Origin of the sequence: Bradyrhizobium sp. UBA2491, from assembly GCF_002341725.1 — a bacterium.
In the GTDB taxonomy this organism is placed as follows: domain Bacteria; phylum Pseudomonadota; class Alphaproteobacteria; order Rhizobiales; family Xanthobacteraceae; genus Bradyrhizobium.
In genome coordinates, this window is record NZ_DDOP01000081.1 from 44,803 (window position 1) to 68,295 (window position 23,493).

Genomic DNA, 23,493 nt, shown 5'->3' on the forward strand with positions numbered 1-23,493 from the left:
CCGGGGCGCGCGCAGCGCGAGCCCGGAATCCATCACCACGATCGTGAGTATGGATTCCCCGACGCGCAATTGCGCATCTGCGGCCTGCGCCTTTGGCGCATCCCGGAATGACGGGAGGAGGTGATCCCATGGCCATCATCGAGAACACGATTTCCACCGGCAGCATCGCGTTCCAGGGCAATCGCGATGGCATGCTGGCGCTGATCGCCCGGATGCGAGGATTGGAGGAGCGCACGCGCAAGGCCTCCGCCGCCGCCAAGGATCGCTTCCACAAGCGCGGCCAGTTGCTGCCGCGCGAGCGCGTCGCGCTGGTGCTCGATCCCGGCGCGCCATTCCTCGAATTGTCGACGCTCGCCGGCTACATGTTCGATGTGCCGGATGCGGACAAGAGCGTGCCCGGCGGCGGGCTGGTCGCAGGGATCGGCTTCGTCTCCGGCATCCGCTGCATGGTCAGCGCCAATGACGCCGGCATCGATGCGGGCGCGCTGCAACCCTACGGTCTCGACAAGACGCTGCGGGTGCAGGAGCTCGCGCTGGAGAACAAGCTGCCTTATGTGCAACTGGTCGAGAGCGCCGGCGCCAATCTGCTGCGTTACCGGGTCGAGGATTTCGTCCGCGGCGGCAACATCTTCCGCAATCTGGCGCGGCTGTCCGCGGCCGGGCTTCCCGTCGTCACCGTGACGCACGGCTCCTCGACCGCGGGCGGCGCGTACCAGACCGGGCTGTCCGACTACATCGTGATGGTGCGCGGCCGCACCCGCGCCTTCCTCGCCGGGCCACCCCTGCTCAAGGCCGCCACCGGCGAGATCGCGACCGAGGAGGAGCTCGGCGGTGCCGAGATGCACACCCAGGTCTCGGGCCTTGGTGACTATCTCGCCGAGGACGACCGCGACGCGCTGCGCATCGCCCGCGAGATCCTGGCCAAACTCCCCTGGGATCGTCCGAGCCCGGAACCTGCTGCATTCAAGCCGCCGCGCTATGACGCGGAGGAACTGCTCGGCATCATGCCGATGGATCACAAGCGACCCGTCGACATGCGCCAGGCGATCGCGCGCTTCATCGATGATTCCGATTTCACCGAGTTCGGTGCCAACTACGGACCGGCCACGGTCTGCGGCCATGCCCGTATCGAGGGCCAGGCGATCGGCATCATCACCAACAACGGCCCGCTCGACGTGCCCGGCGCCAACAAGGCGACGCATTTCATCCAGGCCTGCTGCCAGTCGCGCACGCCGATCCTCTACATGAACAACACCACCGGCTACATGGTCGGCCGCGCCTACGAAGAGGCCGGCATGATCAAGCACGGCTCGAAGATGATCCAGGCGGTGACCTCGGCGACGGTGCCGCAGATCACGCTGTACTGCGGGGCCTCGTTCGGCGCCGGCAATTACGGCATGTGTGGCCGCGGCTTCCATCCGCGGTTCTGCTTCTCCTGGCCGAATGCCAAGACCGCCGTGATGGGCGGCGAGCAGGCCGCCGAAACCATGGCTATCGTCACTGAAGCGGCCGCGGCGCGGCGCGGCAAGCCGATCGAGAAGGAGAAGCTGGAGGCGATGAAGGCGCAGATCACCGGGGTGTTCGACAGCCAGATGGACGTGTTCTCGACCAGCGCCCGTGTGCTCGACGACGGCGTGATCGATCCGCGCGATACGCGAACGGTGCTGTCAGAGGTGCTTGCGATCTGCCGCGAGGCCGAGGCGCGGACCCCGCAGCGCATGCAGTTCTCGGTGGCGCGGCCATGAGCGGAGCCATCGTGAAGCGGACGCCGTTCTTCAAGATCCTGATCGCCAACCGTGGTGAGATCGCGTTGCGTATCATGCGCACGGCGCGACGGCTCGGCTACGGCGTCGTCGCGGTGTATTCCGACGCAGACCGCGACGCGCTGCATGTGCGCGAGGCCGATCAGGCGGTGCGGATCGGCGAGGCGCTGCCGGCGCAATCCTATCTGAAGATCGACGCGATCATCGCAGCCGCCAAGGCCAGCGGCGCCAGCGCGGTGCATCCCGGCTACGGCTTTCTCGCCGAGAACGAAGACTTTGCGCAGGCGTGCCGCGATGCGGGTCTGGTGTTCATCGGGCCGTCGCCGGAGGCGATCCTCGCGATGGGCAACAAGGCTGGCGCCAAGGACATCATGCAAAAGGCCGGCGTACCTTGCGTGCCCGGCTATCAGGGCGCCGACCAGGGCGATGCCGGGATGCTGGCCGCGGCGAAGAGCATCGGCTTCCCCGTGATGATCAAGGCGGTCGCCGGCGGTGGCGGCCGTGGCATGCGGCTGGTCACGGACGCGGCGGCGTTTCCGGATGCGCTGCGCAGCGCGCGATCGGAAGCGCAGGGCGCGTTCGGCGATCCCGCCGTCATCCTCGAGCGCGCGATCGTCGATCCGCGCCATATCGAGATCCAGGTGTTCGGCGACCGTCATGGCAACGCCATCCATCTCGGCGAACGCGATTGTTCGGTGCAGCGGCGGCACCAGAAGCTGATCGAGGAGGCGCCGTCGCCGGCGGTGACGCCGGAGCTGCGCGCGCGGATGGGCGCGGTCGCGGTGCAGGCGGTCAAGGCAATCGGCTATGAGGGCGCCGGCACGCTGGAGTTTCTGCTCGATCGCGCCGGCAATTTCTATTTCATGGAGATGAACACGCGGCTCCAGGTCGAGCATCCCGTCACGGAGGCGATCACCGGGCTCGATCTGGTCGAATTGCAGCTCCGCGTTGCCCGCGGCGAGCCGCTCGGCGTGGCGCAGGAGGACATCGCGTTCTCCGGCCACGCCATCGAGGTGCGGCTGTGCTCGGAGGATGCCGGGCACGATTTCATGCCGCAATCCGGTACGATGGCGCGCTGGCAGATGCCCGACGGCCTCCGCGTCGAGCACGCCCTTAAATCCGGCTCGGAGATCCCGCCGTTCTATGATTCGATGATCGCCAAGGTCATCAGCCATGGTGCGACGCGCGACGAGGCGCGCGGCAAATTGATTTGCGCGCTGGAGCAGGTCACGGCGTTCGGCGTCACCACCAATCAGGGCTTCCTGATCGACTGCCTGCGCCATCCGGTCTTTGCCAGGGGCGAGGCAACCACGGGCTTCATCGGTGACAACCGCGAGGCGCTGCTGGCGCCTCGGGCTGATCGCAGCAGCGACCTCGCGCTCGCGGCCCTGCTGCTCTACGTCACCAATCCGCATGCGCCGCCATGGCAGTGCGGCCGGTCTCTGTCCGCGACATTCCCGCTCGGCTTGCGGATCGATCTCGGCCGTGGCGTGCGGCAGATCGAGATCGTCCGCGAACGCGACGGCAGCTACCTCGTGACCTGCAACGGCGATCGCTTCAGCTTCGCGATCGATGAGCTCAGTCACGACACCATTCGCCTCCATCACGATGGCCTGATGGAGCAGGCCACATTCCTGCGCGATGGTGACCGGCTTTTTGTCCTGCATCGTGGCGTCACGCTGTCGGCGCGCGATCTGACGCTCGCACCGCCGGAGAGTGCGTCAGCCGCCGGTGGCGACGGCAAGGTCCGCGCCGCCATGAACGGCCGGGTCGTCTCGGTGCTGGTGAAGGCCGGCGACAAGGTCGCGGCCGGCCAGCCGGTGATGACGCTGGAGGCGATGAAGATGGAGCATGTCCACACCGCCGGCGTCGCGGGCACGGTGTCGTCGATCGACGTCGCCGAGGGCGAGCAGGTGACGACGGGGAAGATCGTGGTGGAGATCGAGGCGGCGGCATAAATCGAGGCGCTCGTATAAGGACTATCGTCCCGGGCAAGCGAAGCGCGACCCGGGACCCATAACCATTGATCGATGTTGTTAACGTGCGCTGGAGCCACAGCGTTGCAAATCAACGAGCAACGGTGGTTATGGGTCCCGGCTTTCGCCGGGACGACGGCCTTACTCAGCACGCCCCGTCCCGTCATTCAGCCAGCACGCGACCTGATGCCCCGCGCCCGCCGTCTGTAACGCCGGCCGTTCCGTCTTGCAGCGATCGATCGCGTAGCGGCAGCGGGTGTGGAAGGCGCAGCCGGGCGGTGGGTTGATCGGGCTTGGCACGTCGCCGTCGATCAGCGGCGCGGCGCGTTTGGCCTTGGGATCGGCGATCGGCACCGAGGCGAGCAGGGCCTGCGTATAAGGGTGCCGCGGATTGGCGAACAACTCGTGCTTGTCGGCGATCTCGACGATGCGCCCAAGATACATCACGGCGACGCGGTGGCTGATATGGGCGACAACGGCGAGATCATGCGCGATGAACAAATAGGAAAAGTTCTGCTTGCGTTGCAGGTCGATCAAGAGATTGATCACTTGCGCCTGGATCGAGACGTCGAGCGCGGAGACCGGTTCGTCGCAGACGATCAACCGCGGCCCGAGCGACAGCGCCCGCGCGATGCAGATGCGCTGGCGCTGGCCGCCGGAGAACTGATGCGGGAAGTTCTTCATCTGGTCGGCGCGCAAGCCGACCTGCTGGAACAGCTCCGCGACCCGCTCCTGCTTCTTCGTCCCACTCGCCAGTCCATGCACGGTCAGAGGCTCGCCGACGATGTCGCCGGCCGTCATGCGTGGGTTGAGCGAGGCGAACGGGTCCTGGAACACAATCTGCATCGAGCGGCGGTAAGGCCGCAGTGCGGTCTTGCTCAGCGGCGCGATGTCCTCGCCGTCGAGCCGGATCGCGCCGCTGGTCGGCTCGACCAGCCGCAGCACGGTGCGCGCCACCGTCGACTTGCCACAGCCGGATTCGCCGACGAGGCCGAGCGTCTCGCCGGCGCCGAGCGCAAAGCTGACGCCGTCGACCGCATGCACGGTGCCGACCTGCCGGCGCAGCACGCCGCCGCGCACCGCGTAGTGCTTGACCAGATCGGTGACTTCGAGGAGCGGGCGCTGCTCGGTCACGACGCCTCCGCCATCTCGCCGGCGCGCCAGCATGCGGCCCAGTGATTGCGTTTGACCTCGTCGAGCGGCGGATACTCCTGGCGACAGCGCTCGACCGCGAGCTTGCAGCGCGGCGCGAAGGCGCAGCCGGGCGGCAGCTTGGTCAGCGACGGCACCATGCCGGGGATTTCGACCAGCCGCACGTCGGTTTTGGCGCCGGGGGAGGGCACTGCCGGGATCGAGGCCATCAGGCCACGTGTGTAGGGATGCAGCGGCGTCTCGAACAGCTCTTCGACCGTCGCCTCCTCGACCTTCTTGCCGGCATACATCACGATCACGCGCTGCGCGGTCTGCGCCACGACGCCGAGATCGTGGGTGATCAGGATCAGCCCGGTGCCGAGCCGTTGCTGCAAATCGACGATCAGCGCCAGGATCTGGGCCTGGATGGTGACGTCGAGCGCGGTGGTCGGCTCATCTGCGATCAACAGCGCCGGCCGGCATGCCAGCGCCATCGCGATCATGGCGCGCTGCCGCATGCCGCCGGAGAGCTGATGCGGATACTCGTGGGCGCGGCGCTCCGGTTCTGGAATGCGCACCAGCCGCAGCATGTCGACGGCCTGCTTCCAGGCCTCCCTGCTGCTCACCTTCTGATGCAACCGGACCGCCTCGATGATCTGGTCGCCGATCCGCATCACCGGATTGAGCGAGGTCATCGGCTCCTGGAAGATCATCGAGATGCGGTTGCCCCTGATGGCGCGCATCGCGGCATCGTCGAGCTTCAGCAGGTCGGTGCCTTCGAGCGTGACCGAGCCGCCGACGATGCGGCCGGGCGGATCGGGCACCAGGCGCATGATCGACAGCGCGCTGACGCTCTTGCCGCAGCCGGATTCACCGACGATCGCCAGGGTCTCGCCGCGGCGAACCGTGAACGAGACGTCGTCGACCGCGCGGAACAGGCCGGAATTGGTGAAGAACACCGTTTGCAGGTTCCTCACGTCGAGAACCGTCTCTGCCGGAAGTGCCTCGCTCATCAGCCGCGCTGCCTCGGATCGAGGATGTCGCGCAGCGCGTCGCCGAACAGGTTGGTGCCGAACACCGCGAGGCTGATCGCGATGCCCGGGAAGATCACCAGCCAGGGTGCGGTGCGGACATATTCGGCGGCGGATTCAGACAGCATGCGGCCCCAGGACGGATAGGGCTCGGGAATGCCGAGGCCGAGGAAGGATAGCGACGCCTCGGTCAGGATGGTCGAGCCAAGCTGCGCGGTGGCCAGCACGATCAGCGGTGCGATGGTGTTCGGCAGCACGTGGCGCAGCGCGATCCGCGTCTCGCTCATGCCGATCGACTTGGCAGCCTCGACGAACGGCTGCTCGCGCAACGCCAGCGTGTTGGCCCGAATCACGCGGGCAACGGTCGGGATCAGGGGAATGGCGATCGCGAGGATCACGTTCGGCAGCGAGGGGCCGAGCGCCGCAGTCATGACCAGCGCGAGCACCAGCAGCGGCAACGATTGCAGGATGTCGGTCACCCGCTGGAACACGAGGTCGACCCAGCCGGAGAGATAGCCGGAGGCGAGGCCGACGATGACGCCGAGCGTGGCGCCCAGCGTCGTGGAGCCGATGCCGACCGCCAGCGAGATCCGCGCGCCGTGGATGATGCGGCTCCAGACATCGCGACCGAACGAATCGGTGCCGAACCAGTGCAGCGCCGATGGCGCGGCCAGCCGGTGCGCGGAATCGACGCTGAGCGGATCGTAACGGCAGATCAGGTCGGCTGATATCGCGGTCAGCACGAACAGCAGCATGATGATCAGGCCGATGGTGCCGAGCACATGGCGCTGCGCGAGGAACGCCAGCCGTCCCCAGCCGCCGGTGGCGTTGGCCCCGGCGCGTCGCAATTCGCTGTCGAAATTGATCGTCGCCATGATCTCTCTTTAGTTGAGCATGATCTTGTCGGAACACCCGCCACCACTTCTCCGGATCATGTTCTAGTCTCCGAATCTGATGCGCGGATCGATCGCCGCATAGAGCATGTCGACGATGAAATTCACGACCACCACGACGACGGCGATCAGCATCACGAGGTTCTGCACGATTGGATAGTCGCGCCAGCGCAGCGCCTCGACCAGGAAGCGGGCGATGCCGGGGATGTTGAACACGGTCTCGGTCACGATCAGGCCACCGATCAGGAACGCGGCCTCGATGCCGATCACGGTGATGACCGGCAGCACCGCGTTCTTCAGTGCGTGGTGATAGTTCACCGAGGCCTCAGAAGCGCCCTTGGCACGCGCGGTGCGGATATAGTCCTGGCGCAGGATCTCCAGCATCGAGGAGCGGGTGATGCGCATGGTCAGCGCCGCGCTGCGGAAGCCGACCGCCATCGCCGGCACCGCATAGATGCTGAACGCCTCGAGCCAGGTCTTCGGGTTCGGATTGAAGATCGGCATGGTCCCGAACAGCGAGACCGAGGCCATCAGGATCAACAGGCCGAGCCAGAACGACGGCAGCGACAGGCCGCTGAGGCTGACGACCCGCAGTGCATAATCGAGCTTCGAGCCCTGGTGCACGGCGCTGATCACGCCGAGCGGGATGCCGATCGAGGCGGAGAACAATAGCGCCAGGCCCGCGAGCCGTGCGGTGATCGGGATCCGCGGCAGGATCTCCTCCAGCGCCGGCTTCTCCGAGACGTAGGAATAGCCGAGATCGCCGTGCAGCAGGCCGCCGATCCAGTGCAGATACTGGATCGCGATCGGCTGGCTGAGGCCGAGTTCGCGCTCCAGATTGGCCTTGTCGGCGGGATCGACGAAGCCCGCGGCGTCGAACAGGATGTCGACGATGTTGCCGGGAACGACGCGCAGCAGCACGAAGATGATGACCGAGATCCCGAACAGGGTCACGAGCATCAGGAAAAGCCGCCGCACGATATAGGCAAACACCCTGGCTCTCTCCCTGATCTCTCGCCTGTGGTTTTCTTTTTAACGCGTTTTCTTGACGCGAACCGGTATCCGCTTCGCTTGAAAACGCTATGCCTATTTATCCAGCCAGACGTCTTCGTAGCGATAGCCGTTATAGGAGCTGTTGGACATGATCGTGACATTCTTCACGTAGGGCTTCCAGCAGGTGCCGGTGCGGGCATGGAAGATGATCGGACGGGCGACATCCTCCTGTAGCTTCTTGTCGATCTCCCAGACCAGCTTCTTGCGCTTCTCGACATCGGTCTCTTCCGACTGCTGGTCGAACAGCTTCTCGATGTCCTTGTTGCAATAATTGGTGTAGTTCCGCTCGGAGCCGCAGGCGTAATTCTCGTAGAACGACTGGTCAGGCTCGTCGACGGCATTGCCGGTGAGGTTGAGGCCGAGCGAATAGTCCTTGCGTGCGATCTTCGGGAACCATTGCGCGGTGTCGACGACGTCGAGCTCGGCGTCGATATAGATGCTCTTGATCTGGTCGATCAGGATGATGGCGGGATCGCGATAGACGGCGATGTTGCGGGTCGACACCTTGATCTGCAGATGCTTGTCCGGGCCATAGCCCGCCTTCTGCATCAGCTTGCGGGCTTCCTCGCGGTTCTTCTCGATGTCGGGGCCGTAGCCCGGGATCTGCTCCAGCATGTTCTTGGGCATCGCCCACAGCCCGGCGGGTGCCGGCTCCATGGTGCCGCCGATGTCGCCCTGGCCTTCGAACATGATCTGGATGAACGCCTTGCGATCGAGCGCGAGTGCCAGCGCCCGGCGGATGTCGAGATTGTCGAACGGCGGCGCGGTCGAATTGATGATGATGTTGGTGGAGACGTTGTTCGGTTCCACAACGCAGACCGCTGTCGGGTCCTGCGACTTGACGTCCTTCAGCAGCGGGATCGAGACTTCGGTCGGGAACGTCATGTCGAACTTGCCGGAGACGAAGCCGAGGATCGCGGTCGAGCGGTTCGGGATGATGGTGAACTCGATGCCGTCGAGATAGGGCAGGCCCTTCTTGAAGTAATCGGGGTTCTTGGTGAGCTTGATCGATTCGTTGGCCTTGAACTCGACGAACTTGAACGGGCCGGTGCCGACGGGCTTGGTGCGCATTTCTGCCGGCGAGACGTGGCAGGGATAGACCGGCGAGTAGCCCGAGGCGAGCAGAGACAGCAGCGCCGGCTGCGGCCGCTTCAGCTTAAACGACGCCTCATAGTCGCCGCTGGTCGTGACCTCGTCGACCTGGTCGTACCAGGACTTGCGCGGGTTCTGCCGGAACTTCTGCGGCGACTTGCCCATCAGCATGTCGAAGGTGCATTTGACGTCGGCCGAGGTGAACGGCTTGCCGTCGTGCCATTTCACGTCCTTGCGCAGCTTGAAGGTCAGCGTCTTGTTGTCGCCGCTCCAGGCCCAGCTCTCCGCAAGCTCGGGCCGGATCGTGCTCGTGCTGTTCTGCGCGACGTGCTGATCGAAGATGACGAGATTGTTGAAGATCGGCATGAACGGAATGTTCACCGAATAGGTCGAGCCCTCGTGGATCGAGGCGCTGCCGGGACTGTCGCGGTGATAGATCCTGAAAATGCCGCCGGATTTCGGCTCGGCTGCGTGTGACGCGTCGTTGACAGTCAGCACAGACAACACCGCGACGGCCAGCGCTTGCACGCTCCGCATGGTCCCCTCCCACATTCCGGTCTCAATGGCCGATTGGCATCGACGATACCACGGTGAGGCGATCGGGCAACCGGCGCGGGTCGTGCGCGGATTGGCAATTCGGATGACGTGAGGGCGTTAAAACGTACATACTGACCGTGATGGCGTGGAACTCGCCCGGTTTTGCTATGTAATGATCGATCTGCGTTCGATTTCGAATGTCGACGTCGAGATGCGCGGTGAGAGCGCCCCGCAATCAGCGACAGTTTGTCGCCGACGTTTCGCACAACGGCTTGTCCCGTCATCCAGAGGTGCGAGCCTTGCGGCGCAATCGCGCCGCTGGGCGAGCCTCGAAGGATGCACGGCCACCGGCCAGGCCGTTCATCCTTCGCCGCTCCACGGCTCCTCAGGATGACGGTGAGATAGCATCACCTCACTCCGCCGCCTGCGGCGAGGGCAGGTGCATGGTCGCGACACCATCGGCGTCAGTCGCAGAGATGGTGGTGCGGATCATCAGGCGGCCTTCATGCGCCGGCCAGGGGCGCCCGCGATGCATGGTGGCGCGGTTGTCCCACATCACGACGTCGCCCTGCTTCCACTGATGCAGATAGCTGACGCCGGGCGCGGTCGCCGCCTCGGTCAACTGCTCGATCAGCACCTTGCCGGCATCGGCATCCATGCCCTCGACGCCATAGGCGTGGGAGGCGAGATACAGCGCGCCACGGCCGTTGACCGGATTGCGCCACACCATGCGCCAGCATACCGGCGGCAGCGCGTCGGTTTCTTCCGTTGTCGCAAGCCCGGCCGCCACCTTGCTGCGCGAATGCGCATAGGAGTGCCAGGCGAACGAGTTCTCCAGCCGCTTCGCCACGTCCTTGTCGAGCCGCTCGAAGGCAAGCCGCATCGAGACGAATTCGGTCTCGCCGCCATGCTCCGGGATGATGCGCGCGGACAGGATAGAGGTCAGCGCCGGCACGCGCTTGAAGGAGGAGTCGGTGTGCCAGAGCTGGTTGGCCTTGGCGCGCAGCTGTTGCCGATGGTCCGATGGAACCACCTTGCCGTCGGGTCCGAAGGTCGAGAGGATCACGAAATGCGATCCGGTGCCCATCGAGCCAACCTTGGTCGTCTCGGGCGGACCGAAGCGGCGCGAGAAGGCGAGCTGGATGTCGTCGCTGACCTCCTGGCCGCGCAACACCAGCACCGAATGCTCCTCGAACGCCGCGCGCACTGCCGCATAGGCCGCATCGCTGGCGGCGACGTCTGACAACGTGACGCCGCGCAATTCGGCACCGAAGCCGTCGCGCAGTGGGATCACTTCCATCGGCAAGTCCTCCCTTGTTCTTTCTTGTCGTTGCGAGCTTACGGCAGGGCTGCAAGCGCGACAAATTCGTCGTGCGCGGAGCAGGTGCGCGTCAGCTTCACACGATCCGTGAGGTCTTGTTGCCCCAATAGCGGTCGCGCAGCAGGCGCTTGTAGAGTTTTCCGGTCGGCAGCCGCGGCAGCTCGGCCTCGAAATCCACCGAGCGCGGCACCTTCTGGCGCGACAGTGAGCCTGCGCAGAACGCAATCAACTCCTCGGCGAGCTCCGGCCCCGGCGCGATTCCCTCGGCCGGCTGCACCACCGCTTTCACCTCCTCGCCGAGATCGACATTGGGCACGCCGAACACCGCGGCGTCGGCAACCTTGGGATGGGTGATCAGCAAATTCTCGCATTCCTGCGGATAGATGTTCACGCCGCCGGAGATGATCATGAAGGTGGCGCGGTCGGTGAGATAGAGGAAGTTGTCGTCGTCGACATAGCCGACGTCGCCGACCGTGCTCATGCTGCCGTCGGCCGAGCGCGCTTCGCTGGTCTTGGCGGGATCGTTGAAATATTCGAATGGCGATCCGGTCTTGAACCACACGGTGCCGGGCGTGCCCTTGGGGCAGGGCTGCATGTTCTCGTCGAGGATATGCAGGTCGCCGAGCAAGACCCTGCCGACGGTGCCGCGATGTGCGAGCCATTCCTCGCTGTTGCAGGCGGTGAAGCCGAGGCCTTCGGTCGCGCCGTAATATTCGTGGATGATCGGTCCCCACCATTTGATCATGTCGTCCTTGACCAGCGCCGGGCAGGGCGCGGCGGCATGAACGGCGATCTCGAGCGTCGACAGATCGTAGCGGCTGCGAACCTGTTCGGGCAGCTTCAGCATGCGCGAGAACATGGTCGGCACCAGCTGGCTGTGGGTGATGCCCCATTGCTCGACCAACTGGAGATAGCGCTCGGGATCGAAGCTCTCCATGATCACGACGGTGCCGCCCATCCGGATGGTGAGATTGACCGCGGCCTGCGGCGCCGAGTGATAGAGCGGCGCCGGCGACAGATAGACCATGCCCTCGCGGTAGTGCCACAGCTTGGTCAGGAAATCGAACAGCGGCAGGTTCTGCGACGGCGGCTGCTCCGGCAGCGGCCGCACGATGCCCTTGGGCCGGCCCGTGGTGCCGGACGAATACAGCATCGCGGTGCCGGCATATTCGTCCGCGATCGGCGTTGCCGGCAAGCCCGCGGTCACCTGTTGCAGCCCGACGATCCGCTCGCTCTCGCTGTCGCCGTCGACCACGATGCAGAGTTCGACCTGCGGACACTCCTTCAGCGCCTCGCGTGCGATCTCGAGCTTCAGCTTCGAGGTGATCAGGATCCGCGACTGGCTGTTGGTCAGGATGTAGGCGAGTTCGCCCGCCGTGAGGTAGGAATTGACGCAGGTGTAATAGAGTCCCGCACGTTCGCCGGCGCCGCAGGCTTCGAGGTAGCGGTTGTTGTTCTCCATGAAGATCGAATAATGATCGAGCCGCTTCATGCCGCGGTTGCGGAACAGATGCGCGAGGCGGTTGTTGCTCGCCTCGAGCTCGCGATAGGTGACGATCTCGCCGGTCCCGGCCATGATGAAAGCGGGTTGCAGCGGACGCAGGTAAGCATGCTTGCCGGTGTACATCGAACTCCATTCCCCCTCTTCGCGGCTGGTTCTTGTTCTAGGCCGCCATCAGCAGAATCTCGCGCACCTGGGACGGGCCGTCGATCTTGCGTGGATTGCGCGGCACCCAGGGTGTGCGCATCGCGCCTGCCGCGACGCGATCGAAATGTTCGGGGCCGACCTGCACCTCCTTGAGGCTGCGGGGCATGCCGAGGTCGCGGATGAAGCCGTCGAGCACATCACCGGCGTCCTCGCCCGGATGCCCCATCGCGGCCGCGACCAGCGCCTGCCGGTCGGCATTGTCGCGCTTGTTCCAGCGCATCACCGCGGGCAGCATCACGCACGAGGTGTAGCCATGCGGCACGTCGAACTCGGCGCCGAGCACGTAGCCGATGCCGTGGCTGGCGCCCATCGGCACACCGGAGGCGAGCGGGCCGGTCGAGAGCCAGGTGCCGATCTGGCAATCCATCCGTGCCGAAATGTCCTTCGGGTCCGCCTTCACCCGCGGCAGGCCGGCCGCCAGCATCTCTAGTCCCTTCAGTGCCTGCGCGTCGCCGTAAGGATGCGCCTCGCGCGAGCAGATGCCCTCGACGCAATGATCGACGGCGCGGATGCCGGTCGACAGGAACAGCCAGTCCGGCGTGTGCACCGACAATTCCGGATCGAGGATGGTGGCGCGCGGTATCACCAGCGGATGGCGCAGCATCTCCTTCTGCCGCTTGGCCTCGTTGGTGACGCCGGCGATCGAGGAGAACTCGCCGCCGGCGATGGTGGTCGGCACGCTGATCTGGCGCACGACCGGCGGCCTCATCTCGGGTATGACCCCGCCATGGGTGCGGATCGTGTCGATGCCGTCTGATGTCGTGACGTTGTTGGCGAGGCAGAGCTGCACCGCCTTGGCGCCGTCGGTGATCGAGCCGCCGCCGATCGTGACGATCAGGTCGGCCTGCGCGTCACGCGCCTGTTCCGTCGCGGCGATGACCGCCGCGCGCGGCGTATGCGCCGGCATCCGGTCGAAGGTGCCGACGCAGCGCGCGCCGAGCGCCTGGCGGACCTTTTCGATCTCGTCGGTCTCGCGGTTCAGCGTGCCGGAGACCATCAAAAAGGCGCGCTGCGCGCCAAGCCGGTCCAGTTGCTCGACGATGGCCTCACGGGCGGCCCGCCCGAACACGACCTCGTCCATGGCGCCAAATACGACACGGCCTCGATGCACGTGGATTTCCTCCCTCAATACCGTCCGCCTTGCCGGCGGCCCTTTGCGGCGAGGTTAGCGGAGGAAATCGGGGCCGTCATCAGGGTCCTCGGGCTGCGTATTCGACGGCGCCGCACCCATCACTGTCGGCCTGGCGTTCGCCAGGACCATTGCGGAGATCTGGCGTCGTGCGTTGGTCATGAATCCACACCCTCGCGGCGCCATGCGTCCGAGTCTTGCGTTTAGTTGCCCTGCTGCGCTCGCGTCATCCCGTCGCGCGGCCGGGTGCGGCGTGCTACAGCTTTGCGGTCAACAGGGGCACCGCATGACATCCACCGTCGATCTGGCGAAACTGCATATCGATGATTTCACGCCGCACCAGGATGCCGTGTTCGAGATGCAGGCGGCGGATCGCGTCGTGGCCCTGAAGCTCGTCAAGGTCGAGCTTGCGGGCAACAGCGGCCGGGCGGGCGGCGCGTTCTCGCTGCTGTTCGCGGGACCGAACGGGCAATGGCTGCCGCAGGCGACCTATCCGGTACGGCACCCGGCGCTGGGCATGATCGACATCTTCCTGGTGCCGATCGGCCCGCTCGAAGACGGCAACGGCTATCAGGCGATCTTCACCTGATGGCCTGAGGCGCCTGCCGCGCGCCACCGCATCAGGTCGTAGACGCCCTTATCCTCCTCGGCGATGAAGCCGAGCCTGTGGTACAGCCGGATCGCCGGATTGAATTTCTCGACATGGATCGACACCGCCTTGCCGGCCGCGGCCGCCTCGTCGAGCAGGTCGCGCATCAGCGCGCCGCCGAGACCCGATCCGCGATGCTCCGGCAGCAAGGCGATATCGATGACGCAATGCTCGCTCGGCCAGCGGTCGACATAGAGCCGTCCGATATCCGCTCCGTCGCGCATCGCCACCAGCCAGTCGGCGGTCGGATAATATTGCTGGTAATGCGCGTGCTGCGCCTTGAACTGCATCGCCAGGAAAGCGGCCTTCTGCTCCGCGCTCCACGGCGTCAGCGCCAGCTCCTCGGCGCGGGTCGAGGCATAGAGCCGCTCGAGGAAAGGCAGATCGGCATCATTGATGCGGCGGAAGCGCAAGCCGGCCTCCGCGGCGCGGATCCAGCCGAAGGCCGCTAGCGCCGGATCGCTGCGCGATCTATCTGCCATGACCGGGTCAGCCGCGCTGCGGGAAGATGCCCTGCAACGCGATGCAGAAATTCAGGGTGAGGTAGGGCATCAGATTGTTGTGGGGCCTGCTGCCGCCGGTCGGCCCGATCGAGCTCGCCGCCGAGAACGGCGAAATATTGGTCAGCGTCCCGGTATAGGCCTGGCCTGGATTGGCCCGCGCCAGCGATCGCACCGGGCTCGGAGCTGCGAGGTTGGCTGGATTGATGTTGCCCTGGATCGCATGGTTGTGCTGCGGCATTTCAGTTGGCAGCAGCGTCACCGTCGTGGTGCCGCCGGTCTGCCCGATGTCGTAAATGGTGCCGGTAGAGCCTTGCCCCTGTTGCATCGGCGAACTGCCTTGCATGTTGGGCAGCCCGAAAGTGCTCTTGCCGTTGCCGCCATAAATCGTGCCGAGCAGCGAGAACAGCGCGGTGTTCTGCGAGATCGGCATCAACTGGCCGTCGCAGAACGCCCATCCCCTCGGCGCAAAATTGAACGGGAAGATGCGAATCTCGGCCACGAATGGATCAGACATGGTCCCGTCCTAGCTTTGACTTGGATAAACGCCGAACAGCGCAATGATGAAGTTGATGCAAAGGTACGGCTGCATGTTGTCATGCGGCTGGTTGCCGCCGACCAGCGAGCACGCCTGGTTCGCCATCGCCGACGCGGCCGGGACCTCGCGGTAGATCTGCGTCGCGCCCACGCTGCCCACGACGTTGCCGGTCACCGTGTTGCTGGTCGCGTTGTTCTGGGAGGCCGCCATCGGGTGGGAGTGGACGGGCAGTTGCTGGGTGATCAGCGTCACCTGCTCGCTACCCCCGATCAGCCCGATCGGATAATTGCCGGTCTGGTGCAACGGCAGCCGGCCCTGGAGATTTGGCAAGGCGAATGTGGTCTGGCCGTTGCCGCCATAGGTCGTTCCGATCAGATTGTACAAGGTGTCGTATTGCGAGATCGGCAGGACCTGTCCCTGGCAGAGCATCCAGTTGAGCGGCGCAAAATTGCCGGCGAACATGCGGATCTCGCCGATATAGGGCTGGCTCATGGCGGGCGTCCCTCAGTTCTGGGTGGGAAAGATGCCCTGCAATGCAATGCAGAAGCTGACCGCGAGATAGGGCTGCATGTTTTCGTGGGCCTGCGAGCCTCCGGCATTGCCGACGGTGCTCGGGTCGAGCGTCGTCAGATTGTTGGCGGCGGTGTAGAGATTGGCCGACGTCGCCATCAGGTTGCCGGTGACCGCGGGATTGTCGGCGTTGTTGGTCGTCCCCTGAAATACATGCGGGTGCTGCGGCATCTCGGCGATCGACAACGTGTGCGACGCCTCACCGCCGGTCTGGCCCAACGCGAAGCCCGAGCCCATATGGACCGGCACCTTTCCTTGCAGATTGGGCAGCGCAAAGGTCGTCATGCCGTTGCCGCCATAGGTCGTGCCGAGCAGCGAGAACAGAGCCTGGTTCTGATTGATCGGCATCGTCTGGCCGTTGCAAAACGCCCAGCCTTTCGGCGGGAAGTTGAACGACACCATCTTGATTTCCGAGAGAAACGGTTCGGACATCGATCCTCCGTCAGACTGGTCGTGCTGTCAGTGATTCGGTTTGCCGGTGGCCCGGTTTTGTCGGCGACGCGAGTTGTTGGCGACGAGGTCCGTCAGTGACGTGACTGGCTGGTGACCCAGTGAATGAAAATGCCGCGAAATGTCGTCATACAGGTAACCAGCGCACGATAGCGTGTTTTGTGTCGAGTGCAACCTCAACGATTGGTCCGCTTTTGTAATTTTTTATGCGTCCGCTTCGTCGATCGCCGGCTCGCGCGGGCGGCACGGGATCGATCGCGCGGACGTCATGTCACGAAGCGGACATGAACCCACGGGCGCGATGAGCCGCTTGATTAGATCAAACCACGAGATCGTGGTGGGTCTGAACGTGATAATCGGTCGGCGTGCCGCCCATGGCCGCCAATATCATTTCGTGGCCGGTCCACCATGGCGCGGCGGCACTGGATGGCCCGCCGAACAGATCGGTCAGCGCCTGCACATTCCGCGCGAGGCTCGACTCATGGCCGGCGTCGGTCTGCGACGACGCCTGGGCCATCGTCGAGAAGTCGAAGCCTTGGCTCGAGGCGGCGCCGGTAAGTGCCGATTTGCCCGTTGGTTGAGTCGTCGACGCATCATTCTGCGGGGACGCGGCGCCCTGTGTGTTGGCGTTGGCCTGGACGACGTCGGCGGCACTGACCAGACGGCGCTCGCCATCGGCGAGGCCGATATACATCAGGTCGTTGACGTCGGACGGCGAGATCAAGTCGGGAAGGCCGAGCACATGGCCCAGTTCATGCGCCACGGTGGTGAGGAGGTCGAGATGGCCCGCCGCGGCCGTCGACGGATCGGTCAGGAGATCCGTGCCCGCGGCATTGAGGGCGTGCGCGAACTCGAAACTGTCCGAGACGGTCGGGTCGATGAACCAGCCATGGCCGGCGGCGTCGACGTCGATCGTGATATGTCCTGCGCCTTCCTGCCCGATGATCTGGCCGCCGAGATCGGCAATGCTGAAGGTGACGGCATGCAGGGCGGCGAGCGCAGCCGAACTGGCGCCCGCGGATGCCCATTCGGCGATCGCAGCCGACACCACCGCATTGAGCTCGCCCTGGGTCAGGTGCACCTCTCCGGTGCTGGGCGTCGCAGCCTGCACGCCGCCCGCCTCGGCGAGCAGCGGCGCGACCGCAGCCGGAAGCGCCGGCAGCGTGCTGACCAGTGTCGTCGTGCCGATACCGCCGGTGGTGTCGACGCTGATGCCGCCGGTGCTGCTGGTGTCGTCGTCGGTGATCACGCCCTGCGCCGAGCCGGAGGTCGAACCGTTCTTCGACAGGTTCAGGTGGGTGTTGCCGTTGAAATTGCTCAGCTCGACGTCGGTGGCGTAGCTCGAATTGTGGTTCAGCGTGTTCCTGCTGCCCGTCGTGCTGCCGGATCCCGTCCCGATCACGATGTTGGTCGTGCTGGTGTCCGACGCGGTCGCACCGTTTTCGACATCGAGCGCTGCAAACGGACTGGTGGAGGTTGGAGACGACACCGAGTTGCCGTACAGCGAGGCGTTCAGGGTCGAACTGCCGTCGTTGTTTTGCAGCGCGATGCCGGAGTCGCCCGCTCCGGTGATGGTGTTGTTCTGGATCAGCGTCGTCAGCGAGCCGGCGCCGGCGTCGCGCACGAAAATGCCGTCGGAGTTCGAGCCGGCCTTCGCCGGGCCGATCTCGTTGCTGGCGATCGTGCCCGACATGGTGCCGCTGTCGGCGCCCTTGGCGACGAAGATGCCCACGGTGTCGAACGCGTTGGCGCCGCCATCGGTCAGGACGTTGTGCGAGATGTCGAAGGTGGTGGTGGCGGCCGAGGCGAGGGTGCCGGATCCGCTGCGGATATCGACCCCGGTGCCGCCGCCGGGAACGATGGCTTCGCCGTTGTGGAAGGTATTGCTCCGGACCACCGCGTCCATCGACGCATTGTTGTTGGCGATCAGGGCGATGAAATCGGAACGCGTCCCGGCGAAGCTGCTGTTGGTGACGGTATAGTTGGCGGTCGCCGAATTGTAGACCTGGGCGAGGACATTGTCGTTGCCGCCGGTTGTACCGATCAGGCCGAACGTGTCGCTGTCCATCGTCAGGCGGTTCAGCGTGCCGCTGGTGTTGTAGAGATCGACATTCTGGGTGTAGCCGCCGGAGATGCTGGATCCCGTGATCGAGGCGGTGCCGAGCAGATTGTCGAACCGGATGCTGCTCTCTTCGCGATCGCCGGCATTGCTGCTGCCGTTCGTGCCGCTGATCGTGCTGTTCGCGAGCGTGAAGCCGGTGACGTTGTTGCCGTAGATCGCGAAATTGCTGAAATCGTGCAACGTCACGTCGGTGAGCGACACGTTGGCGGTACTGTGCAGGAAAATGCCGGTCCCGTTCGTGCCGGACGTGGTCTGCCCGCCGGCATCGGTGCCGGTCAGGATATCGCTGCCGGTCTTGTTGTCGATGGTGCCGCCGGAGCCGGCGACTCCGGTGCCGGTGATCACAAGGCCACCGGCCGTGCCGGTCGTGTCGAGAATGATGCCGGCACTGCTCGACGTGCCGGTGGACGAGATGCTCTGGAAGGTCAGATTGCCGGCGCCGATATTGGTGTGCTCGACGTCGAGCGCGGTGCCGGTCGTGGACGTGATGGTGTTGGTTGCCCCGGTGACGGTGATGGTGCCGCCATGGGTGAAGCTCAGGCCGGCGCCGCTCGACGTATTGACCGTGATGTCGGACATCGTCACGGTGCCGACATTGTTGCCGTCGTCGCTGATGCCGATTCCGGTCGAAGCCGAGGTGTCGATGCTGACGCCGGTGATGCTGTGGCCGGTCGTGCCGAGCAGGTCGATGCCGTTGTCGGCGCCGGTCACCTTGATCACCGGATCGGTGCCGGAACCGGTGTTGGCGGTGACCACCGCGCTGGTCACCGGATTGGTGAATTGCAAGGTGTGGCTGCCGCCGATCAGGTTGACGCCGTTGGCGAGATTGATGCCGTTGGCCTCGCTGTAGGTGCCGGTGCCGTGCTCGAGCACGACGTAGTCGCCGGAGCCTGCCGGGTTCGCCGCGTTGAAGGCGGCGATCGACGTAAATGGATCGTGCTGGGTGCCGAGGTTGGCGCTGCCGGTGGCCGAATTGTCGATGTAGAACACTTGCGGCACGACGCCGACATGGAAGCTCTGCGGGCCCGACGAGAGCGGCCCGGCGCTGCCATTGTTGTCGGCGACGTTGAGGGAGACGGTATCGGAGCCGGTATAGCCGTCGTCGCTGTTGTAGGTCAGCGTCGCCAGCGCGGTGTTGATCTGCGCCACCGTCCCGGTCAGCGTGACGGTGTGGCTGCCATTGTTGGTGAAGCTGGCGAGGCCGGTGGTGTCGAATGTCAGCGCGCCGTGACTTGAAGTGATCGTTGCGACGTCATTGCCGGTGGCGCTGACGTCGGTGATCGAAAGCCCCGAGATCGCGAGGTTGGTGTGCGAGAACGCCGTCCCGACCGACGAATCCGCGGGCACCGTCGCGGTCGGCGGCAGGTCGGGAACGGTCACGTTTTCGCTGTTCGAGGTGCCGGTGATGGCGGCATTGGCCGTATCGGTCGCGGTGATGGTCTGGTTGCCGGTGCTCTCGAATGTCTCGCTGAAGGTGCCGACGCCGTTGGTCAGCGTCATGTTGGTCGGCAGCATTGCGCTGCCGTCGCTCGACGTGAAGTGCACGGTGCCGGTGTAGCCGGTCGCGACGTTGTCATGGGCATCGAGCGCAGTGACGGTGACCGAGCCCGCGGTACCCGTCGTGCCGCTGGCCGGGATGGTGACCACGAAATGCGTGGCCGCGCCCGGCGCCACGGTTTCGGCGTTCGAGGTGCCGGTGACGCCGGCGCTGACCGTGTCGGTCGCGGTGATGGTCTGGTTGCCTGCGGTATCGAGCGTTTCGCTGAAGGTGCCGACACCGTTGCTCAGCGTCATGTCGGACGGCAACACGGCGTGGCCGTCGCTCGAGGTGAAGTGGACGGTGCCGGCATAGCCGGTGGCGACGTTGCCGAAGGCATCAAGCGCGGTGACGGTGGTCGAACCCGGCGTCCCCGCGGTGCCGCTGGCGGGAAGCGTGACCGCAAAATGCGTGGCGGCGCCGGCCGTGATCGTTTCGACGCCCGAGGTGCCGGTGATGGCCGAGCTCACGGTGTCGGTCGCGGTGATGGTCTGGCTGCCCGCGGTGTCGAGGGTCTCGCTGAAGGTGGCGACGCCGTTGGTCAAGGTCATGTTGGCCGGCAGCGTGGCAAGGCCGTCGGTCGAGGTGAAGTGGACGGTGCCGGTGTAGCCGGTGGCGACGTTGCCGAACGCGTCGAGCGCGGTGACCGTGCCGATGGCCGCGGTCCCCGCCGTTCCGCTGGCCGGCAGACTGACCGAAAAATGCGTGGCGGCGCCGGCCGTCACGGTCTCGGCGTTCGAGGTGCCGGTGATGCCGGGGCTCACGGTGTCGGTCGCGGTGATGGTCTGGCTGCCGAGGGTGTCGAAGGTTTCGCTGAAGGTGCCGACGCCGTTGGTCAAGATCATGTTGGCCGGCAGCACCGCGTGACCGTCGGTCGAGGTGAAGTGGACGGTGCCGGTATAGCCGGTGGCGACGTTGCCGAAGGCATCGAGCGCCGTCACGGTCACCGACCCCGGGGTGCCGGCGGCGCCATTGGCCGGAATCGTGACCACGAAATGCGTGGCGGCTGCGGCCGCCACGGTTTCCGGATTCGAGGTGCCGGTGATGGCAGGGCTCACCGTATCGGTCGCGGTGACGGTCTGGTTGCCGGCGGTATCGAGCGTGTCGCTGAAGGTGCCGACGCCGTTGGTCAGCGTCATGTCGGCCGGCAGCGTGGCGAGGCCGTCGCTCGAGGTGAAGTGGACGGTGCCCGAATAGCTGGTGGCGACATTGCCGAAGGCATCGAGCGCGGTGACGGTGACCGAACCCGGCGTTCCCGCCGCGCCGCTGGCGGGAAGCGTGACGGCGAAGTGCGTGGCGGCGCCCGCCGTGATCGTCTCGGCGTTCGAGGTGCCGGTGACGGTGCTGTGGACCGTGTCGGTCGCGGTGATGGTCTGGCTGCCCGCGGTGTCGAGGGTCTCGCTGAAGGTGGCGATGCCGTTGGTCAAGGTCATGTCGGCTGGCAGCGTGGCAAGGCCGTCGGTCGAGGTGAAGTGGACGGTGCCGGTGTAGCCGGTGGCGACGTTGCCGAGCGCGTCGAGCGCGGTGATCGTGCCGATGGCCGCGGTTCCCGCCGTTGCGCTGGCCGGCAGGCTGATCGAAAAATGCGTGGCGGCGCCCGCCGTCACGGTCTCGGCGTTCGAGGTGCCGGTGATGCCAGGGCTCACCGTGTCGGTCGCGGTGATGGTCTGGCTGCCGATGGTGTCGAAGGTCTCGCTGAAGGTGCCGACGCCGTTGGTCAAGGTCATGTTGGCCGGCAGCACCGCATGACTGTCGGTCGAGGTGAAGTGGACAGTGCCGGTGTAGCCGGTGGCGACGTTGCCGAAGGCATCGAGCGCGGTCACGGTCACCGTGCCCGGCGTCCCCGCTGCGCCGTTGCCCGGAATGCTGACCACGAGATGGGTCGCGGCACCTCCCTTCACCGCCTCCGTATTCGAAGTGCCGTTGATGCCGGGGCTAACCGTGTCGGTCGCGGTGATGGTCTGGTTGCCGGCGGTGTCGAAGGTCTCACTGAAATGGCCGACGCCATTGGTCAGCGTCATGTCGGCCGGCAGCGTGGCGAGGCCGTCGGTCGAGGTGAAGTGGACGGTGCCGGTGTAGCTGGTGGCGACATTGCCGAAGGCATCGAGCGCGGTGACGGTGACCGAACCCGGCGTTCCCGCCGTGCCGTTGGCCGGAAGGTTGACCGAGAGATGGGTGGCGGCGCCCGCCGTCACAGTTTCGGCGTTCGATGTCCCGGTCACGGTGTGGTCGACCGTGTCGGTGGCGGTGATGGTCTGGCTGCCTGCGCTATCCAGGGTCTCGCTGAAGCTGCCGGAGCCGTTGGTCAGCGTCATGTCGGCCGGCAGCGTGGCGTGGCCGTCGGTCGAGGTGAAGTGGACCGTGCCGGTGTAGTTGGTGACGACGTGGTTCAGGGCGTCGAGCGCGGTCACGGTGACCGTGCCCGGCGTCCCCGCTGCGCCGTTGGCCGGGATGTTCACGGCAAAGTGAGTGGCCGCGCCCAAGGTCACGTCGATCGTGAAAATCTGCGAGCTGCTCAGCGTGCCATCGCTTGCCGTCGCGGTGACGGTATAGGCGTGGCCCGGCGCGGTGGTGAAATTGATCTTGCTCGGATCGGCGACGGTGATCACGCCCGTCGTGGCATTGATGGCGAAGCCACCGCCCGAACTGTCGCCGGTCAGGCTGTAGGTCACCGGATTCATGTCGGTCGCGGACGCGGTGATGCCGACGAGGCTGCCGGCCGCCGCGCCTTCCGCGACCTTGTTGGGCGCCGCATTGCTGTCGACCGGTGTCGATGGCGCGACGTCCGTGACGGCGATGACGAAGCTCTGCGAGCTCGTCAACACGCCGTCATTGGCCTGGACGGTGACGGTGTAGGCGTGACCGGGGCTGGTGACGAAATTGACCTTGGTCGGGTCGGCGACCGACACCACGCCGGTGTTAGGATCGATCTTGAAGCCGCCATTGGAGCTGTCGCCGGTCAGCGAGTAGGTGACGGGATTGCCGGCGCTGCTGATGGCCTGTGCGGTGAGGTTGACGAGCGTGTTGGCGGCGGCGCCCTCGGAGACGGTGATACCTCCCGAATTGATGTCAACTGGCGCCGACAGTGAGGCGGTCACCGGCGGCCAAGGGGTACCGGCAGGGCAGCCGAGATAGAGATATTGCAAGCCGTACTGCGCGGCGAATGCCGATGCCGCGCCATCCAGGACGATATGTCCGGTCGAGTCGAGCTGCAGTTCCGGCCGGGTGATGTCACCGATCGTATAGGCGGGAATGCTCGTCATGGTCACTCCAGCGACCGGTGCCAAGCCCGATCGATAATTACACTTGTCTGGAAAAACGGCGTGTGAACCCGGTCACACGTAGGGGTTGATCATTGTTGTTCGGGGCGGACGGCTCCGTGCCGATCGCAATGAAAGCAGGCGGTGCGGTCGGCGCAGAGGCGCGGTCTGCGAGTTGAAATGCACTTCCCATGCGAAGTCGCCTCACTCACGCCGCGACCGAGGCTCAACAA

Annotated in this window: 16 protein-coding genes; 3 read left to right on the forward strand and 13 right to left on the reverse strand. The window is 65.4% G+C overall.

The annotated features are described in order from the left end of the window. Positions 1 to 128: 128 nt before the first annotated feature. Both B2W55_RS28225 and B2W55_RS28230 read left to right on the forward strand, forming a co-directional pair. The gene (locus B2W55_RS28225; RefSeq protein WP_024578727.1) at positions 129 to 1,745 is read left to right on the forward strand and encodes an acyl-CoA carboxylase subunit beta; all 1,617 of its coding nucleotides are present in this window, start codon (positions 129 to 131) and stop codon (positions 1,743 to 1,745) included. Then, positions 1,742 to 3,721, forward strand: coding sequence for an acetyl/propionyl/methylcrotonyl-CoA carboxylase subunit alpha (locus tag B2W55_RS28230; protein WP_024578728.1), 1,980 nt, complete (start codon positions 1,742 to 1,744; stop codon positions 3,719 to 3,721). Before B2W55_RS28225 ends, B2W55_RS28230 begins: the two co-directional genes overlap by 4 nt. A gap of 159 nt (positions 3,722 to 3,880) precedes the next feature. Here the strand turns inward: B2W55_RS28230 and B2W55_RS28235 are convergent, their stop codons facing one another. The 8 genes from B2W55_RS28235 to B2W55_RS28270 all read right to left on the reverse strand — a co-directional run bounded on the left by B2W55_RS28235 (position 3,881) and on the right by B2W55_RS28270 (position 13,616). After that, the gene (locus tag B2W55_RS28235; RefSeq protein WP_024578729.1) at positions 3,881 to 4,873 is read right to left on the reverse strand and encodes an ABC transporter ATP-binding protein; all 993 of its coding nucleotides are present in this window, start codon (positions 4,871 to 4,873) and stop codon (positions 3,881 to 3,883) included. Then, a complete protein-coding gene (locus tag B2W55_RS28240; RefSeq protein ID WP_024578730.1) occupies positions 4,870 to 5,883 on the reverse strand; it encodes an ABC transporter ATP-binding protein in 1,014 nt (337 codons plus the stop codon). Before B2W55_RS28240 ends, B2W55_RS28235 begins: the two co-directional genes overlap by 4 nt. Next, a complete protein-coding gene (locus B2W55_RS28245) occupies positions 5,883 to 6,776 on the reverse strand; it encodes an ABC transporter permease (protein ID WP_024578731.1) in 894 nt (297 codons plus the stop codon). Before B2W55_RS28245 ends, B2W55_RS28240 begins: the two co-directional genes overlap by 1 nt. A gap of 63 nt (positions 6,777 to 6,839) precedes the next feature. Next, positions 6,840 to 7,787: an ABC transporter permease gene (locus B2W55_RS28250; protein ID WP_024578732.1), complete on the reverse strand. Its 948-nt coding sequence runs from the start codon at positions 7,785 to 7,787 to the stop codon at positions 6,840 to 6,842. A 93-nt stretch (positions 7,788 to 7,880) separates the two neighbouring features. Next, positions 7,881 to 9,476 (reverse strand): ABC transporter substrate-binding protein, encoded by a 1,596-nt coding sequence (locus tag B2W55_RS28255; RefSeq protein WP_024578733.1) that lies wholly within the window; start codon positions 9,474 to 9,476, stop codon positions 7,881 to 7,883. A 412-nt stretch (positions 9,477 to 9,888) separates the two neighbouring features. Then, on the reverse strand, positions 9,889 to 10,776 hold the full coding sequence (locus B2W55_RS28260) for a TauD/TfdA dioxygenase family protein (RefSeq protein WP_024578734.1): 888 nt from the start codon (positions 10,774 to 10,776) through the stop codon (positions 9,889 to 9,891). A 97-nt stretch (positions 10,777 to 10,873) separates the two neighbouring features. Continuing rightward, complete coding sequence (locus B2W55_RS28265; protein WP_024578735.1) at positions 10,874 to 12,424, reverse strand: AMP-binding protein; 1,551 nt, start codon at positions 12,422 to 12,424, stop codon at positions 10,874 to 10,876. A gap of 37 nt (positions 12,425 to 12,461) precedes the next feature. Continuing rightward, positions 12,462 to 13,616, reverse strand: a complete 1,155-nt coding sequence (locus B2W55_RS28270) for an iron-containing alcohol dehydrogenase (RefSeq protein ID WP_024578736.1) — start codon at positions 13,614 to 13,616, stop codon at positions 12,462 to 12,464. A 304-nt stretch (positions 13,617 to 13,920) separates the two neighbouring features. Here B2W55_RS28270 and B2W55_RS28275 point away from each other — a divergent pair, with 304 nt between their 5' ends. Continuing rightward, positions 13,921 to 14,223, forward strand: a complete 303-nt coding sequence (locus B2W55_RS28275; RefSeq protein ID WP_024578737.1) for a DUF6916 family protein — start codon at positions 13,921 to 13,923, stop codon at positions 14,221 to 14,223. Here the strand turns inward: B2W55_RS28275 and B2W55_RS28280 are convergent. From B2W55_RS28280 to B2W55_RS28300, 5 genes are all read right to left on the reverse strand, one after another. Further along, positions 14,205 to 14,765, reverse strand: a complete 561-nt coding sequence (locus B2W55_RS28280; RefSeq protein ID WP_024578738.1) for a GNAT family N-acetyltransferase — start codon at positions 14,763 to 14,765, stop codon at positions 14,205 to 14,207. The genes B2W55_RS28275 and B2W55_RS28280 overlap by 19 nt on opposite strands. 7 nt (positions 14,766 to 14,772) lie before the next feature. Next, the gene (locus tag B2W55_RS28285; RefSeq protein WP_024578739.1) at positions 14,773 to 15,300 is read right to left on the reverse strand and encodes a phage tail protein; all 528 of its coding nucleotides are present in this window, start codon (positions 15,298 to 15,300) and stop codon (positions 14,773 to 14,775) included. Positions 15,301 to 15,309: 9 nt separating this feature from the next. Further along, the gene (locus B2W55_RS28290) at positions 15,310 to 15,813 is read right to left on the reverse strand and encodes a phage tail protein (RefSeq protein WP_024578740.1); all 504 of its coding nucleotides are present in this window, start codon (positions 15,811 to 15,813) and stop codon (positions 15,310 to 15,312) included. Positions 15,814 to 15,825: 12 nt separating this feature from the next. Continuing rightward, positions 15,826 to 16,323, reverse strand: coding sequence for a phage tail protein (locus B2W55_RS28295; RefSeq protein WP_024578741.1), 498 nt, complete (start codon positions 16,321 to 16,323; stop codon positions 15,826 to 15,828). Positions 16,324 to 16,660: 337 nt separating this feature from the next. Then, positions 16,661 to 23,263 carry a cadherin repeat domain-containing protein gene (locus tag B2W55_RS28300; protein WP_024578742.1) on the reverse strand — a complete coding sequence of 2,201 codons (6,603 nt, stop codon included), beginning with the start codon at positions 23,261 to 23,263 and terminating at the stop codon, positions 16,661 to 16,663. Between the last annotated feature and the right edge of the window lie 230 nt (positions 23,264 to 23,493).

Coding starts and splice junctions, on each gene's coding strand:
- B2W55_RS28275 (WP_024578737.1), top strand. CDS start 13,921: ATGACATCCACCGTCGATCTGGCGAAACTGCATATCGATGATTTCACG.
- B2W55_RS28280 (WP_024578738.1), bottom strand. CDS start 14,765: ATGGCAGATAGATCGCGCAGCGATCCGGCGCTAGCGGCCTTCGGCTGG.
- B2W55_RS28285 (WP_024578739.1), bottom strand. CDS start 15,300: ATGTCTGATCCATTCGTGGCCGAGATTCGCATCTTCCCGTTCAATTTT.
- B2W55_RS28240 (WP_024578730.1), bottom strand. CDS start 5,883: ATGAGCGAGGCACTTCCGGCAGAGACGGTTCTCGACGTGAGGAACCTG.
- B2W55_RS28295 (WP_024578741.1), bottom strand. CDS start 16,323: ATGTCCGAACCGTTTCTCTCGGAAATCAAGATGGTGTCGTTCAACTTC.
- B2W55_RS28255 (WP_024578733.1), bottom strand. CDS start 9,476: ATGCGGAGCGTGCAAGCGCTGGCCGTCGCGGTGTTGTCTGTGCTGACT.
- B2W55_RS28265 (WP_024578735.1), bottom strand. CDS start 12,424: ATGTACACCGGCAAGCATGCTTACCTGCGTCCGCTGCAACCCGCTTTC.
- B2W55_RS28230 (WP_024578728.1), top strand. CDS start 1,742: ATGAGCGGAGCCATCGTGAAGCGGACGCCGTTCTTCAAGATCCTGATC.
- B2W55_RS28260 (WP_024578734.1), bottom strand. CDS start 10,776: ATGGAAGTGATCCCACTGCGCGACGGCTTCGGTGCCGAATTGCGCGGC.
- B2W55_RS28300 (WP_024578742.1), bottom strand. CDS start 23,263: ATGACGAGCATTCCCGCCTATACGATCGGTGACATCACCCGGCCGGAA.
- B2W55_RS28225 (WP_024578727.1), top strand. CDS start 129: ATGGCCATCATCGAGAACACGATTTCCACCGGCAGCATCGCGTTCCAG.
- B2W55_RS28245 (WP_024578731.1), bottom strand. CDS start 6,776: ATGGCGACGATCAATTTCGACAGCGAATTGCGACGCGCCGGGGCCAAC.
- B2W55_RS28290 (WP_024578740.1), bottom strand. CDS start 15,813: ATGAGCCAGCCCTATATCGGCGAGATCCGCATGTTCGCCGGCAATTTT.